Consider the following 15928-nt stretch of genomic DNA (forward strand, 5'->3'; position numbering starts at 1 on the left):
GGCTAGCCGGTCACGGGGAGCCAGGGGAAGTGCGCCAGTTGGCCCCGTAGGCCGGCGGGCAGCAGCGGCGTGACCATCGTCCGGTATCCGGCCGCCTGATGCCGGGCCCTGGTTCGGTCGCCGTTGAACAGTGCGTGGGGCGTCTTGCTCGGGATCGGCAGCCCGGGTCCGCAGAGCGGGATCTTCGGCGTCTGACGGTTGAGCTGGTCGCCGCCTCCCGTGACGGCGTGCGGGTCGATGTCGTAGCCGTGGTCGCCGGTGAAGTAGCCGACCACGCCGTTGGCGAAGCACACCAGGTTCGTGATCAGGTTCTCGGAGTGGCAGATGCCGTCGTTCGTGTTGCAGATCTCTTTGACCGTCAGGTCGCCGAAGCCGCGCGGCCCCTTCATCGTCATGCCCGGCAGGATCGTCGGCAGGTTCGTTTCGATGCCGCCCGGGCCGCCGTCCACACCGGGCCGCCGGGGATCGCCGTAGAGCACGCCGTTGATCTGGTCGTGCGGGACGGCGTCGCTTCCGGAGAGGGCGGCCAGCTCATCGCCGGCGACGATCGCGCCCTGCGAGTAGCCGGCGATGGTCACATGACCGGCGGAGCACTCGCCGTGGAAGCTCTTCACCGCCGCGTCCAGCTTGGTGATGCCCTCGGCCACGGAGTCGTCCAGCGTCATGGTGTCGCCGGGGTAGGGCGCGATGGACGCCGAGTAGTGGATCTTTGTGAACGACACGCCTTCGGGGAGCGAGGCGTTGCTGCGGTCGTAGACCGTGGCGTCGCCATCGAGGTGACCCCCGACCTCGAAGATCATCGTGTTCGGGCAGTCGGCCCGGGTCTGTGCCTGTGGGGAGGCGGCGACGGCTTGCGGTGCGCTCAGCCCCAGTACGGGCAGCGCGACAAGTATCGCGAGTAACGATCGTGTCCTTCGCATGTGCACCTCGTCTCGAATCGGCGTGGGAGGAACGGGAGTTCCGGCCCAGTGCGACGCCAAAGGTAGCGCCGGGAGAGGTTCTGCGAACAGAGGTGTTCGTGAAAGTGCGGTGTGCATGATGGCGAGGAAGCATCGAGGGAGTGGGCGCGGAGGGCGTGTTGGCGGCGGGTCTTGGGGATGGCCGGCAGCCCTGGGCGCATTGCTGCTCGGTGCGGCGATGAATGTGCTGGACTCGACGATCATGCAGGTGGCCGCGCCGGCCATCCATGCGGATCTGGGCGGGCCCGTGTCCGACATCCAATGGTTCGCTACGGCCTACACGCTCCCGTTCGCGGTATTGCTTCGCCGGTCCGCCCGACGAGGCCCCCGAGCGGGCGCGGTGCGAAAGGCAGTGGGCCGAGGGCGGTCGCCGTGTTCGGAAAACCGTTCGGTCGGCGGCGGCGGTCGCTGTTACCTTGCAGTTGTGGCGAAACTCAACCAGATCATTGCCGTGGAGAAGGGCATCAAGTCCAAATCCCACCAGGACCTGACGACTGCTCATCATGGGCTGCAGAAGCCGGCGCTGCTGGCCGGGATCTCCCGTACGTATCAGCCCAAGGACGAAGAGGGCGAGCAACTGCCGCCCGAGGCAACGCGGGTGCAGGTGCAGGCCGAGGATGTGCTCAGGGAGACGGCAGCCACGCTGACGCGGCTGTTTGATGTGACCGCCACCAAGGACTGGGCGAACTGTACGGCGCGGGCCGATGTGAAGGTGGAGGGGCGGACACTGCTCAGCCAGGTGCCCGTGTCGTATCTGCTCTTCCTTGAGAAGCAACTCACCGATGTGAACACGTTCATACGGAAGCTCCCGGTGCTCGACGCATCCGAGTCCTGGGCGCAGGACCCCTCGACGGATGCCTGGAAGACCGAGCCGGTCAGGACCGTGCGGACCAAGAAGGTGCCCCGTAACCATGTGAAGGCGGAGGCCACCGAAAAGCACCCGGCGCAGGTCGATGTGTATTACGAGGACGTTCCGGTCGGCTACTGGACGACCGTGAAGTTCTCCGGCGCCTTGCCCGCGCGCCGGGTGAACGAGCTGCTGGACAGGCTGGAGAAGTTGCAGCAGGCGGTGAAATTCGCCCGTGAAGAGGCGAACGGGATCGAGGTCACCGATGAGCGGGTGGGGGAGGTCGTTTTCGGCTACCTGTTCGGGTAGCGTCTACAACTCCCCGGGCGCCTCAGGGCGGCCGGGGTGCGCGAGGAGCGCAAGCTGAAACTGAAGCTTGTCGTGACGAACGCGGTTTCCAGTGGAGGTTCAAGCCCTCCCCGCGGCACTCACGGGCCGCGGTAGCCCAACTCGGCAGAGGCGGACCGCAATCAATCTCAGACTCTTGCTCCAGTCTCAGTATTCGCCACCGATCGCCGGATCGACCGGGCCGGGCCCGGGTCGTCGGATGCCGGTTCAAGTCCGGCCCGTGCAGCTTTTTCGATGCGCGGTAGTTCAAAGGCAGAACACGACGACATGATGACTGACCCGCGCTCTTCACCGTGCCGGCGTGCGCAATGGGGTGGCATCACAGGGCTCGGGGGCAGGCTACGCCCCCGGGCCCGCTCCTTTGTTCCGGTCTCCGGGGCGCCGCCCGCGCCGAACAGAAGGTTGTGGTGCCGGGCTCTCCCCTGTGGAGCCCGGCACCACCGCTGAGAGGGACGGCCGCTGGAGGCCGTCGACCGGGCGCGGGTGACATGTGCGAGGTCAGCGTGCCATGGCGGGCCACGACATGAAGGCGCTCCTTGACTCATGAACTTACTCGTGCTCGGGTCCGGTGCGAGACCGGTGCGAGAGGTCCCACGCGAAGGTGAGCGCCCGTCGCACGGCGCCACCGTCCTGGCGAGGATCCTTCAACCAAACCATCGTTGTCAACAATCGTTTAATCCACGAGCGTTGACGGCGCCATCCCGGTGCACCAACAGGCGGCACCGACACAATTGTGGTGACGCTCATGGCGTACGGTGCTTGCGACCGTTAATCTCAGAGCGGCGGCGAGCGCGCGGCCGCCCCGCCTGTCCTACCGACCAGGAGACCACCCATCGCCATGGATGCCCCGGACGCGCACCCGGCGGATGCTCTCCAGGCCGTCGTCGCGTCGATCGACGAGCTTCTCCGGGACCTGGACCTCGGACGTGACGTCATCGACGTGGACCACATCTCGCACCGGACGGGCATCACGGTCCCCCGCGTACAAGCGTTGCTCGACCACCAGGGCAACGCGTCCGAGAACGTGCAGGACTCCTTCCAGGAGCGCCTCGTCTTCCTGCGGGAGACCCGCCGCAAGCCCGACGGGAAGAGGTACACCCTCGACGAGATCGGCGCGGGGGCCGGTATCTCCCACGGCCAGGTCGGCTACCTCCTGAACGGAAAGCGGAAGAGTCCCGGGCTGGACATCACCCGGAAGCTGGAGAAGTTCTTCCAGGTGGAGCCCGGCTTCTTCACCGCCACCGAGCGTCAGGCGCTCTACCGGGCACTGCAGTCGACTCACGAGCAGCTGACCCATCTTGCGCTGCTCAAAGGCAAGGGCATCAACCGGCTGGCGATGCGCAGCGGCACCAGCGGCGACAGCAGGATCGACCGGGAACTCCGGGACGCACTTTCCGAGGCTCTGAGCCGGCCGGAGCGCGAGGACCCCGAAGTACGGGAGCTCACGGACAGAATGCGCTCCCTGCCGTCCAAGAGCAGAATGCGGGTCTTCCCCCTGATCCAGGGGCTACTGGGTCTGGCTCGGCCCGAGCACGAAGACCGTCCGCCCCCCGGACGTCGCGGCAACTGAACGGGCCGGAAGGCTTCTGATGGCCCGGTCTAGTCAGGTGGTCCCGGGGGCTCGCCTCCGGGCAACCCGACCACTCAACCCCTGACTTCGACCTGTCTCGCCGCCGGGGCAGGCACCGTGGCCCGTGCCGTTGGCGAGAGTCGTTCTGCCTCAGGACTCAGTCCTTGCCGCCCGGTCCTTGCCGCCCACTCCCGGCGAGGTGTCTCCTGCTGCCGGCCTCGCGCCACCCCCGCGACGCGCTGCCACGTACTCCCGGGCAAGAATCCGGAGAGCCGCACCCACACTTGGCCGAGCGGACCCGTCGAGCAGCGCAGTTCCCTTCCGTGCCGCTGCCCGCAGCGTGAGGCCCTGGATGGCGACAAGGGCGCGGACGAACGGGCGGCTGTGAGCGGGCACCAGATCCACGAGCCCGTACGACGCTGCCAACCCGGAACGGACCTGCTGGGCCTGGTCACGGATCAGTGCCCGGAACCCGTCGGGGGTGCCGTCCTTGTTGATCAAGTCGGTGCGCGTCAGGCCATGTCGGGCGAGGAGCTCTTCCGGGATGCCGAGGCGTCCGTCGGTCAGGTCTTCGGCGACATCGTTCAGGAAGTCGAGACGCTGGCTCGCCTCGATGAAGGTCCGGCAGCCTGCAACGTACTGCTCCGCGGGTGCTCCGCCGAGCAGGCAGGCGATGAGCATGAAGGCAGGCAGCGAATAGCCATCGACGTAGTGCTGGAAGTCGCTCTCCGCGGCAAAGCCTTCCGTCTGCACCTCCAAGGGCGCGCCGGCGAGGAAGTCTTCGACGTACCGGCGGAGTTGAGGCTGCCTGGTGATGGTGTCAAGAAGCGTCCGCACAACGGGCTGGTCGGCTTCGCCGCTCTCCAGGGCGGTGTGCACCTGGCGCTCCCAGTCGGTGAGCGCGGCGATACGCGCACCGGCCGGTCCTTGGTCGATGAGGTTGTCGCTGTGGTGCATGAACGCGGTCGCGGCGATGATGTCGGGCACGAGCGGTGCGGGGAGCAGCAGGCGCACGGCTGTGTACTCGGGGCGGGCGTACCGTGCCACCAGCCGACGCTGCTCGCTGTAGTCGCGACGCAGTGCGGGGTCCGTGATCTCTGCCTGGTCGAGAGCCTTCGGCCATGTGGCCATCGTGATGCTCCCCTCCTTCCGGACGGTCCAGCCTTACCTTAGGTGATCGCGGCCGAGGGGCCTGATCCGTCCCGGCATCACGGCACCGGACCGCGTGGTGCACCGGCCTCCGGGCGTCACGGCAAGGCACCCAGGGCCTGCAGGGAATCGGCAAGGCGCCAGGTCCTGAACGGAAGGCCGGCTTCCGGCCGGGACGTCACGCGCCGGAGGGCCGGTGCGGTGCGGGGCTTCAGCGCGTGGACAGCACCCGTGCCGCTCGGGCCAGCACACGAGGACGGGTCAGCGTTTTCGGATGCCGGCGCATGTGCACGACGTCCATGAATGCCTGGTTGACACGGGTGTCGATGACGGAAGCCGCCATGATCTTGTCACCGGCCCAGCGGGCGAGCCGGTAGCCACGGGGGTACGGCCCCTTCACATGCGGCTGGGCAAGGTCTGCGGTCGCCGACACCTGCCAGGCCGCATCGACCACCACACCGGCCCGGCGGAAGTACTCCCGGGCCGGATCGTGCGGAGAAGACCCGGCGCGCAGATATCCGGACAGGCACGAGGCGTGCAGGGCCGCAAGTGTCAGGCCCTGTCCGTAGATCGGGTTCACCGAGGCGACGGAGTCTCCTACCGCCACCAGACCCCCCGGGAACCGGCTCAGCCGGGTGAAGTCGCGTCGTCGGCTCTCCCGGAAGTGGAAGGTCCGGACGTCGCCCTCAAAGGCGCAGTGGTCCGCGATCTCGCGCAACGGGCTGACGCAGCGCCGCATCCGGGCCAGGAACTCGCCCGGATCGTGCCCCGGGCGGTGGCCGGTGTAGCCGGCCAGTACCACCATCCAGCGGTTGCCCTCGACCGCGACCATCGCCCCGGGTTCGCTGAGCGTGGGCTGATATCCACTGGCAGGCCCTGGAGACGCGTGCGCGATGACCGTATCGGGGAGTTCGTCACCGCGCCGGAAGACGGCGGTGGCGTAGCCGAGGTCGATCCTCATCCGGTCCAGCGGAGCTGGGTCCCACCCGCTGCGGAGCAGCCAGGTGCCGAGGCGGCTGGACCGCCCCATGGCGTCGACCACCAGGTCCGCATCCAGTACGGTCTCGTGGCCGGCAGCGGCCGAGAGTTCCTCAGCGGTCGCGTAACGCACACCGCGGACCCGGCCGGCGTGGAAGAGGAGATCACGGGCCTGCCCCTGCAGGACGTGGACATTCGACAGGGCCGCCACCCGCCGGCGGACCCGGCCTTCGATGAACGGCCGCGTTGCGCCCAGCATCCGGATGTCAGGAACGGGAGCCTTGAGCACTCCGTCCACGTAGAACTGCACCGCGGGGCCGGCTCCCAAGCGGGCCCCGCCGGCGACGAGTTCGCCGGTGATGCCAGGGAACCAGCGTTCGAGTTGGGTGTGCCCCATGGACAGCAGCGCATGCAGTTGTTGTCGCTGCGGAGCGCCGCGGCCCGTGCCGTCCTCCCCCATGTCATCCGCTTCGAGAATGACGACCTCGTCGGCATGGTCGCTCAGAACGCGCGCGGCGTACAGCCCCGCAATGCTCCCGCCCAGGACAACAGCGCGTCTCACAAGAACCCCCATATGACTCGATGACTCCCCGCGCTCAAGGGCGCTGGGCCTGGTCAAGGCACCAAGGCCGGCACGGGGCGGGCCAATTCTGCCGTAGCCGTCCGGCGGGAACGGCGGGCACCGGGTTCCCTCGGCATCCCGAACACCCGTCGGCTACTGCCGCTCGGACACCTCGGTCCGGGAGCGCTGTTCCTGCACGCCCTGCAATGCCGTGGCGACCAGCGGGGCGGTGAGGGCTTGGGCGACGCGCAGCAGCCGTTGACGTTCGCCGGAGGCCGGGGTGTCCTCGCCCGGCAGGGCCACCTGCGGGCCCGCGGGCGCCTGAGGATGACCGGAACCTCCCTGCAGCGCCGCTTCCCGCCGAGCGGCCTGCAGGCGCTGTGCCGCGTCCCGCAGGGCAGCGGCGGTGGCGGCCGCCTGCAGTTCCTGATCCGGGAGGCGGCGGGCGTCATCGGTGCCTTGGGACGTCTCGTGCTCGTGCACGGCGTGGACGGCGGCTGCGGGCAGCGGCGACAGCCAGGGCCGCAGCGCTCGCATCCCGTCAAGAATCTCGATCACGCGGCGATGCAGATTGAATCCCACGTTCCATGCCAGGCGATGGCTCCGTGCGCTGTCCACGCTGAACGCGAGGTCCTCATCGACTCCTTCGACGACGAGATCCCACAAGGGCTGCAAGGCCTTGATGTCACGACGTTCGCGCAGCCATGCGCCCACCGCGGCTCCGGAGAGGCCGTAGCTGGTGATCAGGGCGCCGATCGAGCCGAAGGTGGAGCCGAGTACCCCCACGGTGTCCAGGGTGTGGTTGCCCAGGACGGCCAGGATGATTGCCGGGACCGAGCACACCACATAGCCGAAGACGAACAGCATGGCGGTGCCGAAGGAGCGCAGCGCACGCTGGAATCGGGGGTCCGCCAGCTTCAACTTGCGGCACTGCCGGTAGGTGCTCAGGGTTCCGCAGGTCAGAGTGACGAGGAAGACCCCCAGGAACACCTGGATCAGCGGGTCACCCGCGAAGTTCGTATTGAATTCGAGGGGCTCCGCCGGACCTGACAGGTCGGCGGAACAGAACGTGACGACCATGACGGCCGGGGCCGCCAGGTACGCCGCGGTCCATCCCGTGACCCTGCGGCGCAGCACCGCCGGGCGCTGCCGCAGCCGGGGATCCCACAGCATCGTGAGCAGGTGGAGAAGGGAGAAGCAGCTCAGGATGCCGATGTATACGGGAAGGGTGGCGAAGCTGGGGCTGCCGGTGAGTTCCCCCAGCATCCGGTACCCCGCCGGAGCGGCCATCGCGAACACCAGGCCGGACGCCACGAAGTTCACAGTGATCAAGGACAGTGTGGGGGTGGGATCGCGAAGAAGTGCCAGGCACTTCCAGCCGGCAATCACGAAGTCGATGACCGCGATGGCCAGGTAGACGAAGTTGGAGGTGTTCTCAGACACCAGACCTCCGGTGGGAGAGAGCCGATGAGAGAAACCCGTTGATGCTCTGGTCGCGTCGCAGCTCGAGGTGGCGTTGAAGCATCACGGTGGCGAACGCCTCCGCCCGCCGCTCATGAGCGCTGTCGTAGTGCGACCGGTTGAGAATCTGCAGCACCGGTCCCGCCTTGAGCCCGGGAAGGAGCTGTCGCACGGTTTCCTCGGTCATGGGCTGGTCGGAGGAGCCGCTGTCGGTCGGGTGCTCCTCCCACAGATGGAACAGCTCGTGGAGGCTGGCGTGCAGGCGGGTCAGCTCGTTCGCAGTGGAATCCACCACGATGAAGTCACGGTCCTTGCCCCGGGCGCAGAAACCGGACACCTGTTGAGGGAGCGGCACCTCGGTGATCGTGATCGGCTTGTTGCGCCGCACGGCCACCGCGTCGACGAGGCCCTGCATGTCCCGTACGCCGGAGAGCCCGAGATCGTGATGGACGAGACGGGTGACGGACCAGGTGGCGAAGAGGACCGCCAACTGCTCTCGGAGCGAGGTCCACGGGGAGCTGGGAGCCCGGCGACGAGTGGGCTGCGGCAGCTCTGCTTGCTGCGATGAACCATTACGGCGGAGCCACCACATGAACGGATACTCCTACGGCTGTTGCTGCGCGTGGGGCGAGGGAAAAACGGTACCGGCGCCTCCTCCGATCGGGCGTCGTGCGGGTGCGTACCCACTGAACCGGAGTGACTGTAAGGCTACAGAGGGGTACCGGGCGGGAAGTTTCTCGCGGGACGGGAGAGAGGAAGCCCCTCGCAGGCCACATGATGCTGGCTCGTACACGGCCCGTCCTCCCCATCGGGGGCTTTGAGGGCGTCCGTTGCCTGCCGAAACGCCCGGATCGCCCCGCAATCCGCTGCATGTCAATCGCATTTCGCCTCGCGAGAGTGTAGTGCAGCCCTCGCGTTTCTTCGTGATCCAAAAGTTACCCGGCGCTCCTGGGCCGGCTTGCGGAAGCCGGTGCCTCTGCAGCCCGTCCTGGCAGGTCACGGCCGCTTCTACGTCGGCAGGGCCTGGTCACAGGGGTGCGTCGGAAGAGCGGCGTACCGGCCGGCCCCGTCCGCCGTCCCCGCCGTTCCCGTTCCCTGCCGTCCCCGCCGTTTCCGCTCCCCGCCGTCACGCCGTGGCGCCTCCACCGATACCCGCGGACAATGGAAGGAGGGAACCGCGGCCGGCCGTCGGTGGGGGCGGGCAGGGTCGCGGCAGTGCTTCGGGGGTTCGCTCCGAGGGCGGTGTGATGCTCGTCGACTGGGATGCACCGATCACCATGGACGACGGGGTGCAGCTCCGCGCCGATGTGTTCCTGCCCGACGACGGCCGGACCCATCCCGTGATCATGAGTCATGGTCCGTACGCCAAGGGGCTTGCCTTCCAAGAGGGGTTCGCGCCCATGTGGCGCACCCTGGAGGCCGAACACCCGGATGCGGTCGCCGGGTCCTCGAACCGGTACCAGAACTGGGAGACCGTCGATCCGGAGAAGTGGGTGCCCGAGGGTTACGTGGTGATCCGGGTGGATTCGCGTGGCGCCGGGCGGTCACCGGGCTACCTCGACATCTTTTCGCCGCGGGAGACGCAGGATTACTACGACTGCATCGAGTGGGCGGGCGTCCAGCCCTGGAGCAACGGCAAAGTGGGGCTGCTCGGCATCTCCTACTATGCCGTCAACCAGTGGCAGGTCGCGGCGCTGCGGCCGCCGCACCTCGCCGCCATCTGCCCCTGGGAGGGGGCCACCGACTTCTACCGTGAACTCACCCATCACGGCGGGATCCTGCACGACTTCCTGCAGCAGTGGTATCCGGTCCAGGTCGCGTCGGTGCAGCACGGCGCGCCCCACAGCCCGTGGCACCGGATCACGGGCGTTCCGGTCACCGGCCCCGGGGTCCTGAGCGACGAGGAGCGGGCCAAGAACGCCGCCGACACGGTCGCCGCGCTGCACGACCATGCGCTGCTCGACGCGTACTACCGGGAGCGGACCGCGGACCTGTCGCGGATCACCGTCCCCGTGCTGTCCGCGGTCAACTGGGCGCACCACCTGCACACCCGGGGCGGGTTCGAGGGCTATGCGGGCGTCGCGAGCGAGCGGAAGTGGCTGGAAGTGCATGGGCTGCAGCACTGGGTGGAGTTCTACACGGACTACGGGGTCGGCCTGCAGAAGCGCTTCTTCGGGCACTTCCTCCAGGGGCAGGACACCGGCTGGGAGGACCAGCCGCCGGTCCTGCTCAATGTGCGGCGGGCCGACGGCAGCTTTGAGCAACGACCGGAAGAGGAATGGCCGTTGGCGCGGACGGAGTGGACGCGGTTCCACCTGGATCTGGCGCGCCGGGCTCTGGCGCCGGCGCCGGACCCCGCCGAGCGGAGCGCCGAGTTCGATGCGCCGGGGGACGGTCTGACGTTCTGGACCGAGCCGCTGACGGAGGATCTGGAGCTGACCGGGCCGGCGTCGGCATCGCTGCGGGTGGCCTCGTCGACGGCGGACGCCGATCTCTTCCTCACCCTCCGGGTGCAGGACCCCGGGGGCCGTGACGTCACCTTCACCAGCGCGATGGACCCGCACGGGGCGATCGGACTGGGCTGGCTGCGGGCCTCGCTCCGCAAGCTCGACCCCGCGCGCAGCGAGCCGTACCGGCCCTGGCACACCTTCGACGAGCGACAGCCGCTCACCCCCGGCGAACCGGTCGATCTGCGGATCGAGATCTGGCCGACGTCGGTGCTCATCCCGGCCGGCTACCGCCTCGGCGTATCGGTGCAGGGCCGGGACTTCGAGTTTCCGGGCGCGGGGCCGTGGCCGTCGGCGTTCGGGGTGGCGATGCGGGGCAACGGCACCTTCGTCCACACCGATGCCGAGGACCGGGGTTCGGACGTCTATGCGGGCCGCACGACGCTGGTCAGCGGCGGGCGGCATCCGTCGTTTCTGCTGCTGCCGGTCGTTCCTGAGGGGGCGGGGGCGGGGGCGGCAGGGGCCGGGTAAGGGGGCCGCACGGAGTCCGTCCGTACGGCCCCCGGGGAGCGGGGTCAGGAGGTCAGGACGACTGGGCCGTGGTGTAGAGGTTCTTGGCGTCGTCGCCGAAGTACGGGCCGAACATGGTGTCGGGCAGGAACTGGTAGCCGAAGCTGTTCACCGAGGTCTGCAGGCCGGTGCCGGTCTTCTCGTCGAACGAGGTGAACCAGGGGCCGCCGCTGGAACCGCCGGTCATGTTGCAGGACAGACCGTGGTCGGTGGAGAACAGCGGGTCCTTGAAGGTGGTGCCGCTGCAGTAGATGAGCTTGCTGCCGTCGTACGGGGCGGCCGCGGGGAAGCCGAAGGCGTACATCGCCTTGCTGTAGCCGGAGTTGAAGGACAGGCCCTGGCCGCCGACGACATCGGTGAGCTTCTTGCCGTCGAGCGGGGCGACGACCGCGGCACCGACGTCGTAGTTGATGTCCTCACTCGCCGTCCACTGAGGGGTGGAGAGCGTCTTGGCCGCCGGCCACTTGCCGTACGGGGCCTCGCCGTCGTGATAGCCGGGGACGAAGACCCAGTTGGTGTGCCAGGCGCCGCCCAGCTTCACACAGTGCCCCGCGGTGAGCACGGTGCTCTTGTTGCTGCTGGTCACCGCGTCGCCGGAGCAGGAGGCGGTGCGGCCCTGGTAGGTGAAGAACACCCGGCCGGTGGTCTTGGTGACCGCGCCGCCGCCGGTCCAGGGCCCGCCGGCCTGGGGGAGGGTTCCGGGGAGCAGCGAGGCGGGTGAGGGCACCTTCGGGAGCTGCGGGAGCGTGGGGGAGACCTTGAGCGGGGCGCTGCGCGGGACCGCGGTCGCGGGGGAGTGCTGCGCGGGTGCGGCGAGATCCAGGGGAGCGGCGGCGCGCATCCGGTCCGCGGTCCAGAAGGAGCCGGGGGCGGTCTGCGGGGTGGGGGAGCGGTGGGAGTCCTGCGGGGCGGCGGCGGCCGAGCCGGTGGGGAGCAGCAGGGCGAGGAGCGTACCGGCGGCCGTCAGGGTGCCGAGGGCGGCCCGGGACCTGCGCGCGGGGTGCGGCGCCGGTATGCCGTGAACTGCCGGTATGCCACGAACGGTTCGTCTCACGCGTAACTCCTTCTGCGGGTGCCGCACGCGACAGGGCGCGCGCGGACGCGGGGGAACGGGGCCGCGCGAGGGCGGCCCCGGCAGATGAGTGGTGCGGATCCGAGGTAAGGGTGCCATCGGAAGCGACCGGACGGCAGGGGTCGTACGAGGATTCGGCGCCCCGGGCCGGTGCGGTGGCTCAACCTCGCCCGGCGAGCGCCGCAATCCGGCCCGGCAGCCGTTTCCCTCCGCCGGGCAGCGGCCTCAACCGCGCCCGATATAGGGCATGTTGGTCGCCATCACCGTCGCGAACTGCACATTGGCCGCCAGGGGCAGCGCCGCCATGTGCACCACCGTGCGGGCCACATCCGCGGCGTCCATCACCGGCTCGACCGTCAGCTCGCCGTTCGCCTGCAGAATGCCGGTCTGCATCCGGCCGGTCATCTCGGTCGCCGCATTGCCGATGTCGATCTGGCCGCAGGCGATGCCGTACGGACGGCCGTCCAGCGAGAGCGACTTGGTCAGTCCGGTCATCGCGTGCTTGGTGGCGGTGTACGCGACGGAGTGCGGGCGCGGCGTGTGCGCGGAGACCGAGCCGTTGTTGATGATGCGTCCGCCCTGCGGCTCCTGGCTCTTCATGGCGCGGAACGCGGCCTGGGCGCAGAGGAAGGAGCCGGTGAGGTTGACGTCGACGACCGCGCGCCAGTCGTCGTAGGCCAGCTCCTCCAGCGGCGCCGCCCGGCCGAACGTGCCCGCGTTGTTGAAGAGCAGATCGACCCGGCCGAAGCGTTCGCGGACGGTGGCGAAGAGGGCGTCCACCTCGTCGGGGCGGGTGACATCGGTCGGCACCGTCATGATCGCGGGGCCGTCGGCGCCCAGCGGGCCCGCCAGGCGGGAGGTCTCGGCCAGGGCTTCGGCGCGCCGCCCGGCCAGTACCACCGTCCAGTGGGCGGCGACCAGCGCATGGGCCACCGCCCGCCCGATGCCGGAGCCGGCGCCGGTGACCACGGCGACCTTCCGGGGCGCCGCTCCGCCCTGCCGTACCTCCTGCGGCGCCGGTGCCGTCTGTGTGCTCTGCCCGCCCCGTGAGGTGGGGGCCGGCAGCGTGGGCCGGTTCGCGGTCGCCGTGCCGCCCACCTGCCCGGCCCGTGCCATCGGCGTCGTCGTCCGCGCGGCCGGTGCCGGCTCTGTGTTCTCTGCCATGGCGGCAGCGTAAACGGCGTACGGGGGGCGGACGGGCCGCAGCCGCCGCGACTCAGCCCGCGGTGTGGAAGCGCTGCAGGACCGCGGCCTTCGTGGCGGCGAACTCCTCCTCGGTGAGGATGCCGTCGCGGCGCAGTTCGCCCAGTTCGCGCAGCCGGCGCAGCAGGGCGTCATGGTCGTCGGCGCGGGCGGCGCCGGGGGCCGTCGGGGCGGCCGGGGCGGGCGTCGCGGCCGGAAGCCGGGCCGGGGCGCTCACCGGCAGGGCCTTGTCCGGGCCGGCCGACGGATGCGGCATCCGGGCCGCGACCGCGGCCGCCAGCAGCGCCGTCGTGCCGCTCTCCTTCTTGAAGCCCCACAGCTCGATGGCGTTGGGGTCGTGCTCCGGCGCGATCCGCTCGCCCGCCCCGCGCGTCCGGAAGCGGAGGTAGCCGGACTCCAGCCCGGCGGCGGCCCGCCACTCCACCGCTTCCAGGCCGGCCAGCACAAAGTCCCTTGGGCCCCAGTGACGCTTGGTCTCACTGGTGTTCCAGCGCCATTCGAGATGCACCCGCTCCCCGTCGAAGGAGGCGATGCCGTCCACCCCGGCGGCCGACAGCGGTACGGCCGGGCCGGGCAGCAGATAGCGGTCGGTGGGACCGTCCGGTATCTGCTCCAGCATCAGGGCCTGCCGCACCGCGTCCACGAAGTACTCGGCGACATCGGCCCGCGTGGCGTCCACGGCCACCTGATACGGGTTCGCCTCGTCCGGCAGGCTGCCGCCGGTGACCTGGAGCAGCGGATCCGCGCCGTCCCGCAGCCGCAGTCGCAGCCGGCCGCCCTTGCGGGCCGGTTCGTAGGCGATCCCGGCCATCGCCACCAGCGGCACGGTGAACTCACCGAGATCCTGGCGGAGTTTGTGGACCCCGCGCTCGTGCCCCGGCACGATGCGCACGGCCTCGCCGTCGAAGGTCCAGGTGCCGTCGCGCACCATCAGTTCAGCCATGCCCCGAATCTTACGGAGGCACGTCGGGTGCCGTGATTGTCCGGCGGCGTCCGTTGCGGGCCCAGTCATCATCCGACGGCCATGCATGAGTCGTACACGGGACAGCGTCGCGCCGTCCCGCGGCCCTCCAATCACTGGGGACAACCGCCGTCAGGGGAGGGCCAGATGACTCACCACGCACCGCACGAGCAGGAGATCCGGGCCGCTGCCGCGCACTTCGGCCGCCGCCGCTTTCTCACCGCCACCGGGGCCGCCGCCGCCCTCGCCTTCACGACGAACCTCCCGGGCACGGGCGCCGCTCACGCCGCCGAGGCCGATGCGCGCAAGATCACCGAGAACCCCTTCACCCTCGGCGTCGCCTCCGGAGACCCGCAGCCCGGCTCCGTCGTGCTGTGGACCCGGCTCGCACCGCGCCCGTACGAGCCGAGTGGGGGAGGCATGCCGAACGCCAGAGTCACCGTCCGCTGGGAAGTCGCCTACGACGAGCACTTCAAGCGGCTGGCCGGCCAGGGCCGTGCCGACGCGCACCCGGAGTTCAACCACTCCGTGCACATCGAGCCCACCGGTCTCGCACCCGACCGCGTCTACTACTACCGCTTCCGCGCCGGCAGCTGGGTCAGCCCGGTCGGCCGCACCCGCACCGCGCCCGCCCGCGCTGCCCGGATCTCCGCCCTGAAGCTCGCCGCGGTCTCCTGCCAGGCGTACCACGACGGCTACTTCACGGCCTACCGGCACCTGGCCGAGGAGGACCTCGACGTCGTCTTCCACCTCGGCGACTACCTCTACGAGTACCCGGTCAGCGCGGTCGGCGGCGTCCGCAACTACACCGACCGCAAGCTGCCCGCGCACTTCAACCACGAGACGGTCACGCTGGAGGACTACCGGCTGCGCTACGCCCTCTACAAGTCCGACCCTGACCTGCAGGCCGCCCACGCCGCGCACCCCTTCATCGTCACCTGGGACGACCACGAGGTGGAGAACAACTACGCCTCCGACATCAGCGAGGACAACCTCCCGCCCGCCGAATTCCTCGTCCGCCGGGCCGCCGCCTACCGCGCGTACTGGGAGAACCAGCCGCTGCGCCGCCCGCAGCGCCCCAACGGCGCCGACGCCCGGCTCTACCGCCGCGTCCAGTACGGGCAGCTCGCCCAGTTCGACATCCTCGACATCCGCCAGTACCGCTCCGACCAGGCCTACGGCGACGGCTGGCACGCCCCGGGCCCGGAGTCTCTCGACCCCGGGCGCACCCTGACCGGCGCCGCCCAGGAGCGCTGGCTGATCGACGGCTGGCGGCAGTCCGCCGCGCGCTGGAACGTCCTGCCGCAGCAGGTCACCTTCTCCGAGCGGCGCGACGCCACCGGCGCCGGCCACCGGCTGAGCATGGACGCCTGGGACGGCTATGCGGCCTCCCGTGACCGGGTCCTGGCCGGCGCGGAGTCGGCGGGCGTGGACAACCTCGTCGTCCTCACCGGCGATGTGCACGTCCACTACGCCATGGACGTCAAGAAGGACTTCAAGGACCCCGGTTCGCGCACCGCGGGGGTGGAGTTCGTCACCACCTCGATCGCCAGCGGCAAGGACGGCGCGGACAAGCCCGCCAACTGGGCCACGTTCATGGCCGCCAACCCGCACATGAAGTTCTACAACGGCCGGCGCGGCTATGTCACCGTCACCCTCGACCACGACACCGCCCGCGGCGACTACCGCACGGTGTCCGCCGTCACCACCCCCGGGGCGCCGGTCCACACCGCCGCCTCCTTCGTCTCCGAGGCGGGCGATCCGGGGCTCAAGCCCGCCTGACCCGGGACGTCCGTCCTAG

The 15928-nt window shown here is 69.8% G+C and carries 12 protein-coding genes; 4 read left to right on the forward strand and 8 right to left on the reverse strand.

Annotated features, from left to right (window positions below; translation table 11 throughout):
• Window positions 1-2: 2 nt before the first annotated feature.
• The gene (locus tag ACWGI6_RS26820; RefSeq protein WP_453269874.1) at window positions 3-920 is read right to left on the reverse strand and encodes a PE-PPE domain-containing protein; all 918 of its coding nucleotides are present in this window, start codon (window positions 918-920) and stop codon (window positions 3-5) included.
• Window positions 921-1383: 463 nt separating this feature from the next.
• On the opposite strand from ACWGI6_RS26820, the gene ACWGI6_RS26825 reads away from it, so the two are divergent.
• Together ACWGI6_RS26825 and ACWGI6_RS26830 are read left to right on the forward strand one after the other, a co-directional pair.
• Window positions 1384-2115 (forward strand): DUF7873 family protein, encoded by a 732-nt coding sequence (locus tag ACWGI6_RS26825; RefSeq protein WP_453269875.1) that lies wholly within the window; start codon window positions 1384-1386, stop codon window positions 2113-2115.
• A gap of 877 nt (window positions 2116-2992) precedes the next feature.
• The gene (locus ACWGI6_RS26830; RefSeq protein ID WP_453269876.1) at window positions 2993-3724 is read left to right on the forward strand and encodes a helix-turn-helix domain-containing protein; all 732 of its coding nucleotides are present in this window, start codon (window positions 2993-2995) and stop codon (window positions 3722-3724) included.
• 150 nt (window positions 3725-3874) lie between these two features.
• On the opposite strand, the gene ACWGI6_RS26835 is transcribed toward ACWGI6_RS26830, so the two are convergent.
• From ACWGI6_RS26835 to ACWGI6_RS26850, 4 genes are all read right to left on the reverse strand, one after another.
• A complete protein-coding gene (locus ACWGI6_RS26835; RefSeq protein WP_453269877.1) occupies window positions 3875-4855 on the reverse strand; it encodes a phytoene/squalene synthase family protein in 981 nt (326 codons plus the stop codon).
• A gap of 229 nt (window positions 4856-5084) precedes the next feature.
• Entirely contained in the window at window positions 5085-6413 is a 1329-nt protein-coding gene (locus tag ACWGI6_RS26840) for an FAD-dependent oxidoreductase (protein ID WP_453269878.1), read from the reverse strand.
• 153 nt (window positions 6414-6566) lie between these two features.
• Window positions 6567-7856, reverse strand: coding sequence for an MAB_1171c family putative transporter (locus ACWGI6_RS26845; RefSeq protein WP_453269879.1), 1290 nt, complete (start codon window positions 7854-7856; stop codon window positions 6567-6569).
• A complete protein-coding gene (locus ACWGI6_RS26850) occupies window positions 7849-8466 on the reverse strand; it encodes an ImmA/IrrE family metallo-endopeptidase (protein ID WP_453269880.1) in 618 nt (205 codons plus the stop codon). Before ACWGI6_RS26850 ends, ACWGI6_RS26845 begins: the two co-directional genes overlap by 8 nt.
• A gap of 655 nt (window positions 8467-9121) precedes the next feature.
• Between ACWGI6_RS26850 and ACWGI6_RS26855 the strand changes: the two genes are divergently transcribed.
• The gene (locus ACWGI6_RS26855; protein WP_453269881.1) at window positions 9122-10852 is read left to right on the forward strand and encodes a CocE/NonD family hydrolase; all 1731 of its coding nucleotides are present in this window, start codon (window positions 9122-9124) and stop codon (window positions 10850-10852) included.
• A gap of 52 nt (window positions 10853-10904) precedes the next feature.
• Here ACWGI6_RS26855 and ACWGI6_RS26860 read toward each other — a convergent pair whose 3' ends face one another.
• From ACWGI6_RS26860 to ACWGI6_RS26870, 3 genes are all read right to left on the reverse strand, one after another.
• Window positions 10905-11945, reverse strand: coding sequence for a trypsin-like serine peptidase (locus tag ACWGI6_RS26860; RefSeq protein ID WP_453269882.1), 1041 nt, complete (start codon window positions 11943-11945; stop codon window positions 10905-10907).
• A 243-nt stretch (window positions 11946-12188) separates the two neighbouring features.
• The gene (locus ACWGI6_RS26865) at window positions 12189-13079 is read right to left on the reverse strand and encodes an SDR family oxidoreductase (RefSeq protein ID WP_453269907.1); all 891 of its coding nucleotides are present in this window, start codon (window positions 13077-13079) and stop codon (window positions 12189-12191) included.
• A gap of 100 nt (window positions 13080-13179) precedes the next feature.
• A complete protein-coding gene (locus ACWGI6_RS26870; RefSeq protein ID WP_453269883.1) occupies window positions 13180-14109 on the reverse strand; it encodes a DUF4429 domain-containing protein in 930 nt (309 codons plus the stop codon).
• 165 nt (window positions 14110-14274) lie between these two features.
• On the opposite strand from ACWGI6_RS26870, the gene ACWGI6_RS26875 reads away from it, so the two are divergent.
• Entirely contained in the window at window positions 14275-15909 is a 1635-nt protein-coding gene (locus tag ACWGI6_RS26875; protein WP_453269884.1) for an alkaline phosphatase D family protein, read from the forward strand.
• The last annotated feature ends 19 nt before the right edge of the window (window positions 15910-15928 follow it).

This window comes from Streptomyces sp. NPDC054786 (genome assembly GCF_053611685.1).